Annotated in this window: 16 protein-coding genes; 5 read left to right on the top strand and 11 right to left on the bottom strand. The window is 64.2% G+C overall.

Annotated elements, in window-relative coordinates:
• Nucleotides 1–129: 129 nt before the first annotated feature.
• From RUGAMON1_RS21895 to RUGAMON1_RS21875, 5 genes are all read right to left on the bottom strand, one after another.
• On the bottom strand, nucleotides 130–1,200 hold the full coding sequence (locus RUGAMON1_RS21895; RefSeq protein WP_445232523.1) for an ABC transporter ATP-binding protein: 1,071 nt from the start codon (nucleotides 1,198–1,200) through the stop codon (nucleotides 130–132).
• A 29-nt stretch (nucleotides 1,201–1,229) separates the two neighbouring features.
• Nucleotides 1,230–3,005 carry an ABC transporter permease gene (locus RUGAMON1_RS21890; RefSeq protein WP_445232522.1) on the bottom strand — a complete coding sequence of 592 codons (1,776 nt, stop codon included), beginning with the start codon at nucleotides 3,003–3,005 and terminating at the stop codon, nucleotides 1,230–1,232.
• 118 nt (nucleotides 3,006–3,123) lie between these two features.
• The gene (locus RUGAMON1_RS21885; RefSeq protein WP_445232521.1) at nucleotides 3,124–4,224 is read right to left on the bottom strand and encodes an ABC transporter substrate-binding protein; all 1,101 of its coding nucleotides are present in this window, start codon (nucleotides 4,222–4,224) and stop codon (nucleotides 3,124–3,126) included.
• Between the two features lie 32 nt (nucleotides 4,225–4,256).
• A complete protein-coding gene (locus tag RUGAMON1_RS21880) occupies nucleotides 4,257–5,228 on the bottom strand; it encodes a Bug family tripartite tricarboxylate transporter substrate binding protein (RefSeq protein ID WP_445232520.1) in 972 nt (323 codons plus the stop codon).
• An 87-nt stretch (nucleotides 5,229–5,315) separates the two neighbouring features.
• Nucleotides 5,316–6,383: a porin gene (locus RUGAMON1_RS21875; RefSeq protein ID WP_445232519.1), complete on the bottom strand. Its 1,068-nt coding sequence runs from the start codon at nucleotides 6,381–6,383 to the stop codon at nucleotides 5,316–5,318.
• 219 nt (nucleotides 6,384–6,602) lie between these two features.
• Between RUGAMON1_RS21875 and RUGAMON1_RS21870 the strand changes: the two genes are divergently transcribed.
• From RUGAMON1_RS21870 to RUGAMON1_RS21860, 3 genes are all read left to right on the top strand, one after another.
• Complete coding sequence (locus RUGAMON1_RS21870) at nucleotides 6,603–7,334, top strand: response regulator (protein ID WP_445232518.1); 732 nt, start codon at nucleotides 6,603–6,605, stop codon at nucleotides 7,332–7,334.
• 20 nt (nucleotides 7,335–7,354) lie between these two features.
• On the top strand, nucleotides 7,355–8,845 hold the full coding sequence (locus RUGAMON1_RS21865) for a sensor histidine kinase (RefSeq protein ID WP_445232657.1): 1,491 nt from the start codon (nucleotides 7,355–7,357) through the stop codon (nucleotides 8,843–8,845).
• Nucleotides 8,846–8,915: 70 nt separating this feature from the next.
• Nucleotides 8,916–9,257, top strand: a complete 342-nt coding sequence (locus tag RUGAMON1_RS21860; protein WP_445232517.1) for a ribonuclease E inhibitor RraB — start codon at nucleotides 8,916–8,918, stop codon at nucleotides 9,255–9,257.
• On the opposite strand, the gene RUGAMON1_RS21855 is transcribed toward RUGAMON1_RS21860, so the two are convergent.
• From RUGAMON1_RS21855 to RUGAMON1_RS21840, 4 genes are all read right to left on the bottom strand, one after another.
• On the bottom strand, nucleotides 9,258–9,545 hold the full coding sequence (locus tag RUGAMON1_RS21855; RefSeq protein ID WP_445232516.1) for a YciI family protein: 288 nt from the start codon (nucleotides 9,543–9,545) through the stop codon (nucleotides 9,258–9,260).
• A 114-nt stretch (nucleotides 9,546–9,659) separates the two neighbouring features.
• Nucleotides 9,660–10,151, bottom strand: coding sequence for a CPBP family glutamic-type intramembrane protease (locus RUGAMON1_RS21850; RefSeq protein ID WP_445232515.1), 492 nt, complete (start codon nucleotides 10,149–10,151; stop codon nucleotides 9,660–9,662).
• Complete coding sequence (locus tag RUGAMON1_RS21845) at nucleotides 10,148–10,558, bottom strand: DUF4431 domain-containing protein (protein WP_445232514.1); 411 nt, start codon at nucleotides 10,556–10,558, stop codon at nucleotides 10,148–10,150. Before RUGAMON1_RS21845 ends, RUGAMON1_RS21850 begins: the two co-directional genes overlap by 4 nt.
• Nucleotides 10,555–11,799: an alpha/beta fold hydrolase gene (locus RUGAMON1_RS21840; RefSeq protein WP_445232656.1), complete on the bottom strand. Its 1,245-nt coding sequence runs from the start codon at nucleotides 11,797–11,799 to the stop codon at nucleotides 10,555–10,557. The genes RUGAMON1_RS21845 and RUGAMON1_RS21840 overlap by 4 nt, the downstream gene beginning before the upstream one ends.
• A 128-nt stretch (nucleotides 11,800–11,927) precedes the next feature.
• Between RUGAMON1_RS21840 and RUGAMON1_RS21835 the strand changes: the two genes are divergently transcribed.
• The gene (locus RUGAMON1_RS21835) at nucleotides 11,928–12,326 is read left to right on the top strand and encodes a DUF6713 family protein (RefSeq protein ID WP_445232513.1); all 399 of its coding nucleotides are present in this window, start codon (nucleotides 11,928–11,930) and stop codon (nucleotides 12,324–12,326) included.
• Here RUGAMON1_RS21835 and RUGAMON1_RS21830 read toward each other — a convergent pair.
• A complete protein-coding gene (locus tag RUGAMON1_RS21830) occupies nucleotides 12,300–12,974 on the bottom strand; it encodes a sigma-70 family RNA polymerase sigma factor (RefSeq protein ID WP_445232512.1) in 675 nt (224 codons plus the stop codon). The genes RUGAMON1_RS21835 and RUGAMON1_RS21830 overlap by 27 nt on opposite strands.
• A 143-nt stretch (nucleotides 12,975–13,117) precedes the next feature.
• Between RUGAMON1_RS21830 and clpP the strand changes: the two genes are divergently transcribed.
• A complete protein-coding gene (gene clpP, locus RUGAMON1_RS21825; protein WP_445232511.1) occupies nucleotides 13,118–13,744 on the top strand; it encodes an ATP-dependent Clp endopeptidase proteolytic subunit ClpP in 627 nt (208 codons plus the stop codon).
• Here the strand turns inward: clpP and RUGAMON1_RS21820 are convergent.
• Complete coding sequence (locus RUGAMON1_RS21820; RefSeq protein WP_445232510.1) at nucleotides 13,741–15,651, bottom strand: methyl-accepting chemotaxis protein; 1,911 nt, start codon at nucleotides 15,649–15,651, stop codon at nucleotides 13,741–13,743. The two genes, clpP and RUGAMON1_RS21820, sit on opposite strands and share 4 nt — an antisense overlap.
• Between the last annotated feature and the right edge of the window lie 158 nt (nucleotides 15,652–15,809).

The following is a 15,809-nucleotide window of genomic DNA, read 5'->3' as shown; positions in this document are numbered from 1 at the left end:
TGGCAGAAGAAGGCGGGAACGACAGAATGAAGAAATCTTGCAGGACTGTTGCGGATATGTCTCGCGGGAGGACGCGAGCGCGGGGCAAGCCCGGACGCGCCTGCGCGGCGGTCCGGGAGGTTGACGGGGTCAGAACACCCAGAGCTTGTCGGCCGGCAGTTGCAGCCAGTACTTGCCCGCGTCCAGCTTGTACTTGGAATAGGCGCGCAAGCTCATTTCCGGTCCGCTCACGCTCTTGAACAGGCACTCGAAGCGGTCGCCCAGGTACATGCAGGTCAGCAGCGGCAGCTCGATGGCATTGTCCACAGGCGTGGAGCTGATCTTCACTTCCTCGACCCGGATGATGGTCGACGGCTCGCCGCTGGCCGTGCCGCGCGCGATACCGCGCAGCGAAGCGCCGGCGATGTCGAGCATGACGTTGGCGCCGTCGCGCTGCACCACCTTGGCCGGCAGGCGGTTGTTACTGCCCATGAATTCGGCGGTGAACAGCGTGTCCGGCGTTTCGTACATGCTTTGCGGCGAGCCTTGCTGCTCGATCTTGCCGTTGTTGAGCAGGAGGATGCGGTCCGAGATCGCCATCGCCTCGGCCTGGTCGTGGGTGACCATCAGCGCCGACAGGCCCAGTCGCACGATCAGTTCGCGCAGGAAGGCGCGCGCTTCTTCGCGCAGCTTGGCGTCCAGGTTGGACAGCGGCTCGTCCAGCAGGATCACCGGCGGGTTGTACACCAGCGCGCGCGCGATCGCCACGCGCTGCTGCTGGCCGCCCGACAGCTGGTGCGGGAAGCGCTCGGCCAGGTGGCCCAGGCCCAGGTTCTTCAACACGTCGCTGACCTTGTCCTTGATCTCGCTGCTGCCCATCTTGCGCAGTTTGAGGCCGTAGGCGACGTTGTCGAACACCGTCTTGTGCGGCCACAGCGCGTAGGACTGGAACACCAGGCCCAGGTTGCGGTGTTCGGCCGCCATTTCAAAGTTCTTCGCGCCGTCGAACACATTGCGGTCGCCGATGGCGATGGTGCCCTGCTTCGGGCTTTCCAGTCCGGCCACCGCGCGCAGCAGCGTGGTCTTGCCGCTGCCCGAAGGCCCGAGCAGCGCCACCACTTCGCCTTTTTGCAGGTGCATGGACACGCCCTTCAGAATCTGGTTGGCGTGGGCGCCGGTGCCGTAGTCCAGGTGCAGGTCGTTGACGGTCAGTTCATTCATGATGAGGTCTCGTTTCATTTTATTTTGTCTTAATTATGAAGCTTCACGCCGAAGCGCAGGGCCACGCCCAGGCCGATGGCCACCAGCGAAATATTGATGAACGATAGCGCCGCCACCAAGTCGGTGGAGCCGGTGGCCCACAGCGACACCAGCATCGCGCCTATCACCTCGGTGCCCGGCGACAGCAGGTACACGCCGGTCGAGTACTCGCGCTCGAAGATCAGGAACACCATCAGCCACGCGCCCAGCAGGCCATATTTGACCAGCGGGATGGTGACGTCGCGCGTCACCTGGCCGCGCGATGCGCCGACCGCGCGCGCCGCCTCCTCCAGTTCCGGCCCCACTTGCAGCAGCGCGGTCGAAATCAAACGCATGCCGTAGGCCAGCCACACCACCGAATACGCCAGCCACAGGGCGAAGATGGTCGAGCGCACGGAGCGCAGCAGCGGTATCGCGTTCTCGCTCAGCCACAGCGCCACGCCGTTGTCCATGCCCTTCAACATGCCATCGAGCCAGCTGGGCACGAACAGGAACACCCACAGGAAGGACAGGCCGGCCAGCAGGCCAGGCACGGCGCGCGGCACCAGCACGCTGTAGTCCAGGAAGCGGGTGATGCCGTCCGGCTTGCGGTGCATGGCCAGCGCGATGGCGCAGTAGCAGATCACCGCGAAGGCGCCGCCGATCACGCCGATCAGGATGGTGTTGAGGATTCCGCGCATCAGCGCCGGCTGTTCCATGATCTCGCGGAAGTGCTGCAGGGTCAGCACGTCGCGCAGGTTGACGCCCTCGCCCCAGTACTGCACGAAGGAGCGCAGCACGATGCCCGACATCGGCATGATGATGGTGAACATCAGCCAGGCGAAGATCAGCGCGAAGGCCAGCCATTTCCATTTACCGAGCGGCATGGACTTCGAACGCGCGCCCTTGCCCTTGATCGAGACGAACTTGTTGGCCGACTTGAGCAGCCAGCGTTGTATCATCACCAGCGGCATCGTCACCATCACCAGGCAGACGGCGACGGCGGCCATCAGGTGGTAGGACGGCGTACCCAGTTTGTTGGTCAGCTTGTACAGATAGGTCGCCAGCACCAGGTGGCCTTCCGGATCGCCCAGCACCAGCACCAGGCCGAACACCTCGAAGCCGAGGAAGAACACCAGCACGGCGGCATAGGCCAGCGCCGGCGTGATCATCGGCAGCGAGACGTTGAACATCACCTGCAGCGGCGAGGCGCCGGCCACGCGGGCCGCTTCCTCGACATCGGAGCCCAGGCTTTTCAGCGCGGACGATGCATACAGGTAGACGTGCGGCACGTGCGTCAAGCCGGCGATCACCACGATGCTGGTGAAGGAGTAGATATTCCACGGGATGAAGCCGAGGATGTCCTTGGCCCACAGCGAGTAGAAGCCCACGGGGCCCATCGAGACCACGTAGCCGAAGCCCATCACCATCGGCGACACGAAGATCGGCACCAGCAGCATCGGCGCGATGAAGCCGCGGCCCGGCAGGTCGGTGCGTATCATCAGGAAGGCCAGCATGCCGCCCAGCGGCACGGCGATGGCGGTCAGGCCGGCGGCCAGCAGGAAGGCGTTCTTGAACGCCACCGAGAAATCGGGATCGTCGAAGATGAAGCGGTAGGCGTCCAGGCCCAGCTCCTTGACGGGCATGAAGAAAGGCGCGTTCAGGAAGCTCTGGTAAAAGATCAGCAGCAGCGGCAGGAAGATGGCGATGGCGGCCAGCGTCACCACGACGCCGCGCGTCCAGTTGATGCTGCGCCGGCCGGAGCCTGGGAGAGTGAGAGTTTGCATAGGAATTCCGTTTTTTACGTACGCATGCGGGCGCCCAACCCGCAGATCAGCGGCAGGGGTCTGACCCCGGCGGGGTCAGACCCCGCGTCGGTTCGGGGTGCGCGGGCGGGTGAGACGTTTACTTCTTGCCTGCGGTTTCTTTCCACTGCTTGAGGAAAGCCATGCGCTTGGCCGGCCCCAGGAATTGCAGCACGATAGGATGGACCGGCACCGGCTTGACGTTGTCCTTGCCGATCATCTTGATCAGGTCCGCCGAGGTGGTCTCGCCGGTGACGTCGGCGCGGATCGCGAACAGCTTGGAGTCGTTGGCGATGATGACCTGGCCGCGGTGCGACAGCATGTAGTCCAGCCACAGCTTGGCGGCGTTGACGTTCTTGGCGGCCTTGTTGATGAACAGTACGCGCGACAGGATCAGCGTGTAATCCTTCGGCAGCACCACGCCGATCGACGGATCGGCCTTGGCGCGCACCAGCGCGTAGGAACCGAGCACGTTGTAGCCGATCAGGTTTTCTCCCGACGAGATACGCTCCATCATGGTGCCGGTGGACGACTGCACGCGTACCTTGGCTTCGCCGAAGGCGTTTTCCAGTTCAAGGAACTTCGGATTCTCGCGCGCGTCCTGGGTCATGAACATGAAGCCGACGCCGGATTTCTCGATGTCGTAGGTGGTGACCTTGTCCTTGAACTTGGGCTGCGTGATCAGCTTGGCGAAGTCGGCGTGCGTCTGCGGCACTTCCTTGGCGTCCACCAGACGCTTGTTGTAGACGATGGCGGCCGGCTCGAAGGTGGTGCCGTAGGCCTGGTCGTCCCATACCGCCCAGCCGGGGATCTTGGCCGCTTCGACCGATTTGTATTTGAGCGCGTAGCCGTCGGAGGCCAGGCGCATTTGCAGGTCCATCGCGGAGGACCACATCGCATCGGCGGTGTTGCCGCCGGCCGCCACTTCGGAGATGAAGCGGTTGTACACCTCGGTGGAATTCATGTCGTTGTATTCGACGGTGATGCCTGGGTACAGCGCGTTGAAATCCTTGATCAGCGGCTGGGTGGCCTTGCTGTCGGTGGCGCCGTAGATCACCAGCTTGCCCTCTTTCTTGGCGCCGTCGATGATCTTCTGGTAGTCGGCGGGATAGCCGGCCGGCACCTGCGCGAAGGCAGGGGTAGCCAGCATCGTGGCAAACAGGGTCGCGCAGGCAGCGGCCAAAGTAGTTTTCATCATCATGTTTGTCTCCGTCGTTTTATGTGTAGTGGTCATCAGCGCACCAGACCGAGTTCGGCGGCGCGCCTGCCGTAATCGTCTACGGCCTTTTTTACGTATGCTGCCAGCGCGTCGCCGGTCAACCCGAATGGGAACAGACCCGACGCCGCGCGCATTTGCGCAAACTGCGGACTGGCCAGCACGCGGTCGAAGTTGGCGACCCAGTGCTGATAATCCGCATCCGACACCTGTGGCCCCATCCAGACGCCCCGGATGATCGGCCACACCACGTCGATGCCCTGCTCGCGCGCCGTCGGCACATTCGCCAACACGCCCGGCAGGCGGTGCTCGGCCAAAATCGCCAGCACCCTGGTATTGCCACCAGCCGCATACAGCGTCGCCTCGCTGGCGTCGCCGGATACCGCCTGCACCAGGTTGGCGTGCATGGCGGCGAAGGCTTCGCCGCCGCCCTCCAGCGCCACGAAACGCAGCACCTTCGGATCGACGCCGGCGGTCTTGACCACCATCGCCATCTTCAGCCAGTCCTGGCTGCCGATGGTGCCGGAGACGCCGATCAGCACCTTCTCGGGATGATCCTTCAGCGCCGCCACCAACTGGCCCAGCGTCTTGTAGGGCGAATCGGCGCGCACCGCGATCATGCCGTAGTCGGCGCCCAGCGCCGCCACCCAGCGTACATCGGAGGACTTGGCCTTGCCGAACTTGCCCTGCGCCAGATTGAGCAGCGAGCCGCCCGAAAAAGCCACCAGCGTGTTCGGCTCCGAGCGCCGCTGCGACACCAGCGAATGCCAGGCCACCGCGCCGATCCCGCCCGGCAGATAGCTGATATGCATATCCGACGGCGGCGGTTTCGGCGCGCCGCTCAAGCCCTGCAAACCCTTTTGCGCCAGCTTGCAAGTGAGGTCCATCGCGCCGCCCGGCTTGGACGGCACGATGCACTCCAGGCTTGCGGCCTGCGCTGCAGCGCCCATGAAGAACGCGGCAATCAAAGCCAGCAAAACTTTAGTCATCTTGGTAGGTATCTTAGAACGGTGAAGCTTTCAAAGCGCTTTCAGACCGCGGCATTTTTCACAAAATACCGCGGTCCATTCTCTGGCTTAGAAGCGATGCTGCATGCCGACGACCAGGCCATGCTGGCTGGTGCCGAAGCCGGCGTCGTCGCGCGACAGGCCGGTCAGCTGGCCGTTCTTGGACTTGACGTAGGCAGCCGACACATGCAGGTCGGTGCGCTTGGACAGTGCGTAGCGATAGCGCGCCACGTACATGGTTGGATCGGCGTCCTTGCCGGCGGCGACGTTCTTGACGTTGACGTGGTAGATCGCGCCGGTCAGCGTGGTGACGTCATTGGCCTTGTAGGCGATGCCGGCCCAGGTGGTGGTGGCGTCGACGTCGGCGGTGAGCGCCTTGCCGGCGACCAGTTTGTAGTCGCGCACCACGCCCCACAGCTTGATCGGGCCATCTTCGTAGTTCACGCCCAGGTGCCAGACGGTGTTCTTGTCGCGGGCGCCGGTGGCTGGAACGGTGTTGCCGTTGTTGCGCTCCCAGGTGGCCATCAGGTTCGCCGGGCCAAGCTTGTAGGCGCCGGTGAAGCCGTATTTGGCGCTGTCCTGCGCGCCGGTGGTCTGCTCGCCCGCGGCGTAGTTGGCGCCGAACTTGAAGTCGCCGGTGGAGCCGGAGTACTTGATGATGTTGTCGTAGGCGGTGGTGAAGCCGTATTTGCTAGGACCGGTCGCCGGGCCCGAGGTGGCCCACGAGTAGTAAGGAGCGAAGCCCATCGGATCATAGGCGATCACGGTGTCGTACACGCTGCTGAACGAGCGGCCGATGACGACGCGGCCAAAAGCGCCTTCCAGGCCGACGGTGGCCTGGCGCTTGAACAGAACACCGTCCTGCGCGCCGGTGTCCATCAGGATGCCGCCTTCCAGGTTGAAGATGGCTTTCAGGCCACCGCCCAGGTCTTCGGTGCCACGCAGGCCCCAACGCGAAGTGTTCATGCCGCCCGAGATAACGCTGGTCTGGCTGCCGCCAGTGGCTGACTTGTTGTTGGCGGTTTCAACGCCGACATCCAGCAAACCGTAGACCTGCACGTTAGATTGGGCGTGGGCGGCGCCGCCAGCGGCTGCCGCGAGTGCCATGATAGCGAGGGTCAACGAGGTTTTTTTCATGTAGGTCTCCAGAGGGATATAGTTATTTGTGGCGCCTGATCTTTGCAATCAGGCTGTCACTATAGGAGTCACTTCCTTTCAATTACCTTTCACTGCCGTTTCGGTATGGATTCCTGTCGTCCATGCACCACAAATCAGGTAAGGGCTTCCCTTTTGGGGCCGCTGAGACCATGATTCTGGCCTTACACTGAACTTATTTCATATGGTTGGCAAGAATTTATGCGTATTCTGTTAGTTGAAGACCACACCGAGTTATCACATTGGCTGTCCAAAGCCCTGCGCGACGCCAACCTGACGGTGGAATGCGCAGACAACGGCGCCGATGCGGACGCGCTGCTGCACACCCAGGACTACGCGCTGCTGATCCTCGACCTGACCTTGCCGCGCATGGACGGCCTGGAAGTGCTCAAGCGCCTGCGCGCGCGCGGCGGACCGCGCGGCCAGACTCCCGTGTTGATACTGACCGCGCGCGGCGGCCTGGAAGACCGCGTGCAGGGCCTGAACCTGGGCGCCGACGATTACCTGGCCAAGCCCTTCGAACTGGCCGAGCTGGAAGCGCGCGTGAAGGCGCTGCTGCGCCGCAGCGTCGGCAACGAGGCGCTGGTGCACAGCTGCGGCGCGCTCAGTTTCGACACCGTCACCCGCATGTTCGCCTACGCCGGCGCGCCGCTGGCGCTGACGCCGCGCGAACACGCGGTGCTGGAGACGCTGATCACCCGCTCCGGCCGCGCCGTCTCCAAGGAGAAGCTGTTCGACGAAGTGTTCGCGCTGGCCGACGACGCCAACCTCGATGCGATCGAGCTGTATATCCACCGCGTGCGCAAGAAGCTCGACATCGCCGCGCCGGATGCCGCCGTCATCACCACGCTGCGCGGCATCGGCTACCTGCTGCAACCACGGCCCGCCGCCGCTCCGGCCCCTGCTCCGGCCGGCGGCGCCAAGGGCGGCTAACGTTGAGCGGGACCGGCCGCATGCCGCTGCTGGACAAGCTGGCGCGCCGCTTCGGCCCGGGCGCTCCGCTGGGCAGCCTGCGCGGGCAGTTGCTGCGCTGGCTGCTGGGCCCCTTGCTGGTGCTGGTGGCGCTCAACACCCTGTCGGTCTACCACAACGCGCTGGACGCGGCCGACGTCGCCTACGACCGTTCGCTGCTCGCCTCCACGCGCGCGCTGGCGGAACGCGTCTCCATCGTCGACGGCAAGGTGGTGGCGGACGTGCCCTACGTGGCGCTGGACAGCTTCGAGACCGATACGCTGGGCCGCATCTACTACAAGGTCACCGGCATCACCGGCGAGACCGTGTCCGGCTACGCCGACCTGCCGCCGGTGCCGGCCAACGTGCCTCGCTCGGAGGCCTATCCGGCACTGGTGCGCTTCTACCACGCCACCTACAACGGCCAGCCGGTGCGCATCGCCGCGCTGCTGCAACCGGTGTACGACGATTCGATGCGCGGCATCGCGCTGATCCAGGTCGGCGAAACGCTGGAGGCGCGGCGCGGCCTGTCCAACCAGATCCTGTTCGACACGCTGGCCTGGCAGGCCTTGCTGCTGCTGGCGGTGGCGCTGCTGGTGTGGTTCGCGGTGCGGCTGGTGCTGCAACCGCTGATGCGGCTGAAGATCGCGGTGGAGACGCGCAGCCTCAATGATTCGTCCGATGTCGATCCGACGCTGGTGCACAAGGAAGTGCGGCCGCTGGTGGCGGCGATGAACAGTTCGCGCTCGCGTTTGCAGATCCTGATCAGCAGCCAGCGCCGCTTCATCGCCGACGCCTCGCACCAGCTGCGCACTCCGCTGACGGTATTGAAGACCCAGGCCGAACTGGCGCTGCGCGAATGCGATCGACCCGGCGCCGATCCGCAGGCCACGCGGGCAGCACTGCGCGAAATCGTCCACAGCATCGCCGCCACCACCGATTCGACCGTCAATCTGGCCAACCGCCTGCTGACGTTGGCGCGCATCGAACATGGCGGCGACGCCGAGGGCGCGGCGGCCCAGTCGGAGCCTGCCTCGCTGCGCGACATCGCGCGCCAGGTCGGGCTGGAGATGGCGATGGCGGCGGTGGCCAAGCAGATCGACCTGGCGCTGGAGGCGGACAGCGAATGCGTGGTCCAGGGCCAGGCCTTGCTGCTGCACGAGATGATCGCCAACCTGACCGACAACGCCTTGCGCTACACGCCCCAGGGCGGCACGGTGACGCTGCGGGTACGGCCCGGCACGGGCACGGGCACGGGCGGCGTGGTGCTGGAAGTGGAAGACAGCGGCCACGGCATCGCCGCCGCCGAGCGCGAACGGGTATTCGCGCCCTTCTATCGCGCCGCCGCGACGCTGGAGCGCAATCCGGGCGGCGCAGGCCTGGGCCTGGCCATCGTGCGCGACATCGCCACCCTGCACGGCGCCAGCATCACGCTGGACGACGCCGGCGGCGGCCAGGGCCTGAAAGTCACGGTAGCCTTCCCCCGCACCTGACCCGGCCGCCGCTGCGGTAAAATACAGCCTATCGCATCAGCGTCCCCGCACTACACCAAGGAATAAGTACATGATCACCAAAGAAGACATGGTCGAGCTGTTTGCCGACATGAAGCAGAACGCACCGTGGGATATTTCCAAGCCGCTGTTGTGGGGCTATTTTTTCGCCGACCCGGTCAAAAGCAAACTGGAAGTCGCCTCGGAGCAGCTGAAGACCAAGGGCTATCAGGTGGTCGGCATCTACGACTCCAAGCCGGAAGCCAGCGTGCCTGCGCTGTGGTGGCTGCACGTTGAAAAAACCGAGCACCACACCGCCGACACGCTGCACGTCCGCAACCAGGAATTCTACAAGTTCGCCGAAGAGCACCAGCTCGAATCCTACGACGGCATGGACGTCGGCCCCGCCGCCTGATTACAGCAAGGCCGCCAGCGCCGGATGGCGCTTGGTGGCCTCGAACTCCGTCACCTGATAGCTGGCGATCCCGTTCTGCGCGAACGGGTCCCGTGCCAGCAAGCCGTCGAGCTCCGCGCGCGACAGGCGTCCACTCACGATAATCACACCGCCGTCGCGCGGGTTCTTCGGACCCGAGGCCAGAAACATCTCGTGTGCATACTGCTCGTCGAGAAAGGCGCGATGTGCGGCAAGGTGCACCTCTATTTCCGCCAGCGGTTTCAGATAAGTCAGATTCACGATGTACATGTTGAGGAAGCCTCATTAGGAAACCTGGGCATCATATCACCGGGCCAGCGCCTGCTCGGCCTTCGCCAGTTTTTTCCGGTAGAAGGCGCCTCGGAAAGATCGGAGAGAGGCCCGTTACAAGCTCGGGAAGTAAGAAGCTACCACTAGTACGAGCGCGTTTTGGGTCAAGTGGGCGACAGTCGTCGTCCAATAACTGACACCCACTCCGTAGCTGCGGTAGCGCAGGTAAATAAAAGCGAATATAGCCCCGGCGAACAGCGCAACAATCCCGTGCGCAATACCGCCGTTCAAGTAGTGGCCTAGGGCCCACATGACAGAACCTGTCGCTATGCAAAAGACCGGTTTTACGGAAAATCGCCTGAGCACTTCCAGCGGTAGTAACTGCCCCAATAAAGTTTCAAACAGCGGCGCCCATGCCAGTGCCGCCACGATTTGTATGCCAAGGCTGGCATTGAGAGCGCCGGCTCCTGCGTTGGCACCCCATTGGGCCAAGGGAATGAAAACCTTGAGGGCCAAAAGAACCAGCATTGAGCAAACAAACGAGACTCCTCCCCACATTACGCCGCCGCTGACAATCCTGGGATTGATGGCGCCGAGACTTTTCACTTCGCCACTTGAAGCAGGACGTCGGCGTGATGGTGCCCCGTAAAGGCCGAGAACAGCTTGCCTCGCAGGCGCACCACGGTGCCAAGCCAGGGCTTCAGTTCCGCATACTGCGCCGCGTTGAGCACCAGCTGGATTTCCCGAACCGACGGAAAATCCGTTTCGTTGGAGCCGGCGCCGGAGACGGTGCAGATGGCCGGGTCGAGAGTCAGGTAGTAGCCGGTCTCCGGCTCGTCACCATCGGCCACGCTCTCATAATTGGGCCGGCCCGGGAAGGTCTCCCTATGCAGTTTTCCAGCCACCACCGTGGTGTCCACACCATACTTGAGGCATTGGGCAGGCGCCGCGCTGGCCGGTGCGGCCTGCACCGCCGCCAGCCATGCCAGCGCAATCGCGGCGCGCATCATCATCGGGCCAGCTCCTGCTCGGCCCTCGCCAGGTTTTTCCGGTAGCCTTCCATGGCCTGCGGGCTTTTTTCTCCGGCCGTGCCCAGCGCGATCGCCTGCTGGAACTGCGCCTTGGCCTGCAAGGGCTGCTTCACTTCGAGCAGCAGCTCGCCGTAGCTGTCATGCGCATTGGCCGATGCCGGGAAGGTGTCGGCGTTGAATTTCATGACCAGCGCCGCGAGCTGCGGCTGCTTGCGCTTGCCCAGCATCATGTAACCGACGCCGTTGATTTCGTTCTCGCCAAAGCGGCTTTCCTTCAGCGCGCTGTCGACCAGTTGCCCGGCCTCGCCGCCGCGCTGCGCCTGCAACAGGACGACCGCGCGGTCCAGGGCGCGCAACAGGTCTTCCTGCGCCAGCTTGTGGGCACGGCGCTGCTCCTGCGCGGTGGCGCCGGCCATCACCTGCTGGATGGCGCCAGCCACCAGCGCCGGTTCCTCCAGATGGATGTTGTGCCCGCTATTGGCGGTGACAACATGGCTGCCGGATGAAAACTGCAGGAACAGTTGCTCGTGCAGCGAGCGCCACACCGCCACCGCCGGCACCGTGTGCATGAAGAACTCCGGCTGCTCGCGCACCATGGTCGAGGTCAGGACCACGGCCGGCACGTCCGGCAAGCGCGGCGCAGGCAGCAGGCTGGCGGCGGCGAAGGCGTCATCCACCAGTTTGCTTTCCGCCTTCAAGGGCGCGGGCGTCAGCGAGTCCAGATATTTCTGGTCTTGCGCGACCTTGGCGGCGTCGAGCTTCTTGAGCTCGGTGTCGAAACGCTCCATGCTGGGATCGACAAACACCATGCCGGCCACCTGCTCCGGGTGGCGCTGGGCGAACAGGCGTATCAGATAGCCGCCGTAGGAATGACCGACCAGGATGAACGGCGGCGACAGGTGGGCGGCCTCGATCAGCTGGTCCAGTTCCGCGCTGCTGCGTTGCGGCGTGCGCGCCTCGGGACGCGCATCGGATTTGCCGATCCCGGCGCGCGAATACACGAACACCTTGGCCGACTTGGCGATTTCCGGCGCCACTTTTCGCCAGACCGACAGGTCGCTGGCAAAGCCCGATTCGAAGATGACGGTGTAGGGGCCGCTGCCCGCGCTGGCCGCGTCAACGTGATAGGAACCGACATTGACGCCCTCCTGGCCGGCGGCCACGGCGGACGCCATCACACAAGCGGACATCAACGCCATTGCGGCAAATTTTCCGGAAAACATCTGTTTCAATCAACACTCCTTGTACGGGGTTTGCAAGCTTGGCTAATTTGCAAGTCTACCGTACATTGGGTGCATAATCGAAGGATTTAGCGGCGTCATCCCGGCAGCCGGATATTGAGGAAAGCTCTATGCCACTCAGCCAGCGCATGCAAACGGTCTTTCTGTTGAACGCAGCGGTGCTCATCACGCACCAGATCGACGCGGCGTATTGGCACGAGTGGGAACTGTTCCGCATCCCCGGCGGAAACCAGATAAATCTTTTATTGAATTTGCCGATCATCGCGCTGGTGCTGTACGCGCAGGGCCAGGTCCGCGCGCAGACCAGCCGCGCGCTGCGCTGCTATCAGTTGATGGTGTTCCTGGGTTTGCTCACCGTGGCGATCCACTCGGCCTTCTTCGCCTTCGGCGCGGAAGCGTTCATGCAGCCGATGTCGATCGCCTTGCTGGCCGCGACAGCCGTCCTGTCGATCGGCCAGCTGCTTCTGCTGCGCGGCGAACATTTACGCCGCCAGCGCCAGCGCGTATGACGCATCGTTGGCGCATGCCCGCAAGCGGCGCGAGGCCAGCACCGACACCGGCTGTTCATCGCCGAGCAGCATGATCATCGCCGGCACGTCCAGGCCGTTGATCGCGGCCTGGAAGCGGCGCAGCAGTTCGCGGCACAGCTTTTCTCCCGGCGGCACCTCGTCCTCGCGCAAGCGCCTGCGTGCACGCGCCAGATGCTGGCGGGCGCTTACCGTCTTGATGCCGAGCCTGGCCGCAATCTCCGCATGCTCGCATTCGAATACATCATGCAGGACCACCGCCAGCCGCTCGGACGGCGACAGGCATGCCAGCAGGCGCTGCAGCGCCTCGCCCAGTTCGGCGCGCCGCTGCAAGCCCTGTTCCGGGGTCTCGGTCGCCACATCGGACGCCAACTCCATGGCGGCATGCGCGGCCGCCGCGTCCCGGGCGCGCTTGCGCAGCCGGTCGATCGACGGGTGCTGCACCACGGTGGTCAGCCAGGCGGCAGGCGTTTCCAGCGCGCCCAGCTCGGCGCCCCGCCATTTCAGAAAACAATCCTGCACGATGTCCTCGGCTTCCGCCTCGCTGCCGACGATGCGGCAGCTGATCGCCTTCAGGCGCGGACGCAAGCGCTCGAACATGGCGCCATCGGCGTCGGAAGTGCTGGGCATGGAAATCTCCTTGTATGAGGCTAGTGCCACTTGACGCTCGGCAGGGCCCAAGTGTGACACGCCGGCGATATATTTTTTTATTGTCACACAGCGCCGGTCCACAGACGTCAAGCGATACCAAACCCTATCGCAAAAGGACCAACATGACTTCGCATTCTCCGCAGGCGCTCGGCCTGGTACCCACCGTCATCGAACACACGGCACGCGGCGAGCGCGCGTTCGACATCTATTCACGCCTGCTGAAGGAGCGGGTGATCTTCCTGGTGGGAGAAGTGACCGAGCAATCGGCCAACCTGATCGTCGCGCAGCTGCTGTTCCTGGAATCAGACGATCCCGGCAAGGATATTTCGCTGTACATCAACTCGCCGGGAGGCTCGGTGTACGCCGGCATGGCGGTGTACGACACGATGCAGTTCATCAAGCCGGACGTGTCGACGCTGTGCACGGGGTTCGCCGCCAGCATGGGTTCTTTCCTGCTGGCGGCGGGCGCCATCGGCAAGCGCTACGCCTTGCCCAACGCCCGCATCATGATGCACCAGCCACACGGCGGAGCGCAGGGCGTGGCGGCCGACATCGAGATCCAGGCGCGCGAAGTGCTGTATCAGCGCCACCGCCTCAACAGCATCTACGCCGAGCGCACCGGCCAGCCGCTGGCGCGGATCGAAAAGGACTCGGACCGCGACCACTACATGTCGGCCCAGCAGGGCGCGGAATACGGCCTGATCGACCGCGTGCTGACGTTCCGCGACCAGGCCCAGGACGCTACTTAGCGCAGCGCCAGGCGCTTGGCGCCGGCGCGCGGCTCCTCTTCCAGCTTGAACACGCTGACCACTTCCGCCAGGTGCGCGGCCTGCTCCTGCAAGGATCCCGCGGCGGCCGCCGCCTGCTCCACCAGCGCCGCGTTCTGCTGCGTGGTGCTGTCGATTTCCGTCACCGCCAGGTTGACCTGGGCGATGCCTTCGCTTTGCTCGTGGCTGGCGGCGACGATCTCGCCCATGATGCTGGTCACCTGCTCCACCGACGACACGATCTTGCTCATCGTGACGCCGGCCTCGTCGACCAGCACACTGCCGGCATCGACCTTCGCCACCGAATCGCCGATCAGCTCCTTGATCTCCTTGGCCGCGCTGGCCGAACGCTGCGCCAGGTTGCGCACCTCGGACGCCACCACCGCGAAGCCGCGGCCCTGCTCGCCCGCGCGGGCTGCTTCCACCGCCGCGTTCAAGGCCAGGATGTTGGTCTGGAAGGCGATGCCGTCGATCACGCCGATGATGTCGACGATCTTGCGCGAGCTGTCCTTGATCGACACCATGGTCTGCACCACGCGGCCGACCACCTCGCCGCCCTCGGTCGCATAACCGGAGGCCGATTGCACCAGCTGGTTGGCCTGCTTGGCGCTGTCGGCGTTCTGGGTCACGGTCGCGGTCAATTCCTCCATCGCCGACGCCGTTTCCTCCAGGCTGGACGCCTGCGCCTCGGTGCGCGACGACAAATCCAGATTGCCACTGGCGATCTCGCTGGATGCCGTGGCGATGGTCTCCGTACTGTCGCGCACCTTGCGGATGGTGGCATTCAGCGACGACACGAAACGATTGAAGCCATCGGCCAGCGCGCCGACCTCATCCTCGCTCTCGACCGTCATGCGGCGGCTCAAGTCGCCGTTGCCGTCGGCGATCTCGCCCAGCATGTGCGCGGCGCGCGCCACCGGCGCGGCGATCGCCCGGCTGACCAGGAACACCACGAACATGCCGAGGCCGCCGCCCACCAGGCCGCCCACCAGCGCCGACACCGTCACCGAACGCGTGACCGCGCCCAGCACTTCGGACTCAGGCACTTCGGCGATCACATACATGTTCAACTCCGGCACGAACGACGACGCCACCAGGCGCTTGCCGCCCGGCGCCGAGTAGCTGGCGCTGGCGTAGGTCTGGCCGCCCAGCAGCTTGGTCGTCAGCTCGGCGCTGAAGCCCGGCAGGTCCTTCATGAAGTGCTGGCCGTCCGCCAGCGCGGTGTCGCGGTGCACGATCAGCATGCCGTTCGGCCGCACCAGATACACGAAGCCGGAGGCGCCGACCTTGTAGCTGCGGATGTTCTCCGCCAGCTTGTTGACCGACAGCCCCAGGCTGGCCACGCCGATCTTGCCGTCGCCGGTGTCGAAGCGGGTATTGATGAAGACGTTGTAGGTGGTGGCGCCCGGTTCCTTGTCCAGGTTCAGCGAATACGACTTGCCGCTGGCCAGGAAGCCGTAGAACCACTGGTCGGCCGCGGCGCCCTTGTCCAGCGTGCGGCTGTAGCCCTTTTCGTCGAAATACTTGCCGGTGCTGCCGGACACCCACGACACCGCCGCCGCCTTCGCGGACTTGCGGATGCTGGCCGCGTACGCGATCCAGGCCGGCAGGCCGCTGTCCGGCAAGCCGGCTTTCTCCCAGTCCAGCAGGAAGGTGTTGGCGCTGACCGACAGCGTGGCCGCCAGCGGCTCGCCGATCTGGCGCAGGATGTCGTTGCGGATTTCGCCCACCTCGGCCGGCAGCTCCTGGTTCACCACGCGCTCGCGGATGCTGTTGCCCGTCATGACCACGCTGAGCGTGGCCGAGACTACCAGGAACAGCAACAGGCAGGCCGCCATGCTGAGCATCAGTTTTTGCTGAATAGACAAACGGCGCAGTAGACTAGCCATGACACTCCCCAAAGGTTAAATCGGCACACATATATTTGCAAATCAGCGTAATCGAATAGTGTTGCCATGCGCAACCTAAAATTCCGCATCCGTGCCGAACAACAACGTAACCAATCGAACAGGCTGTAGGGCCGCTTTAGTCATATCATTCAGCCAAT

This window comes from Duganella rhizosphaerae, assembly GCF_040364205.1.
Taxonomy (GTDB): domain Bacteria; phylum Pseudomonadota; class Gammaproteobacteria; order Burkholderiales; family Burkholderiaceae_D; genus Rugamonas; species Rugamonas rhizosphaerae.
The sequence above is the reverse complement of the archived record's forward strand: the minus strand, read 5'-3'. Positions and strand labels throughout refer to the sequence as shown.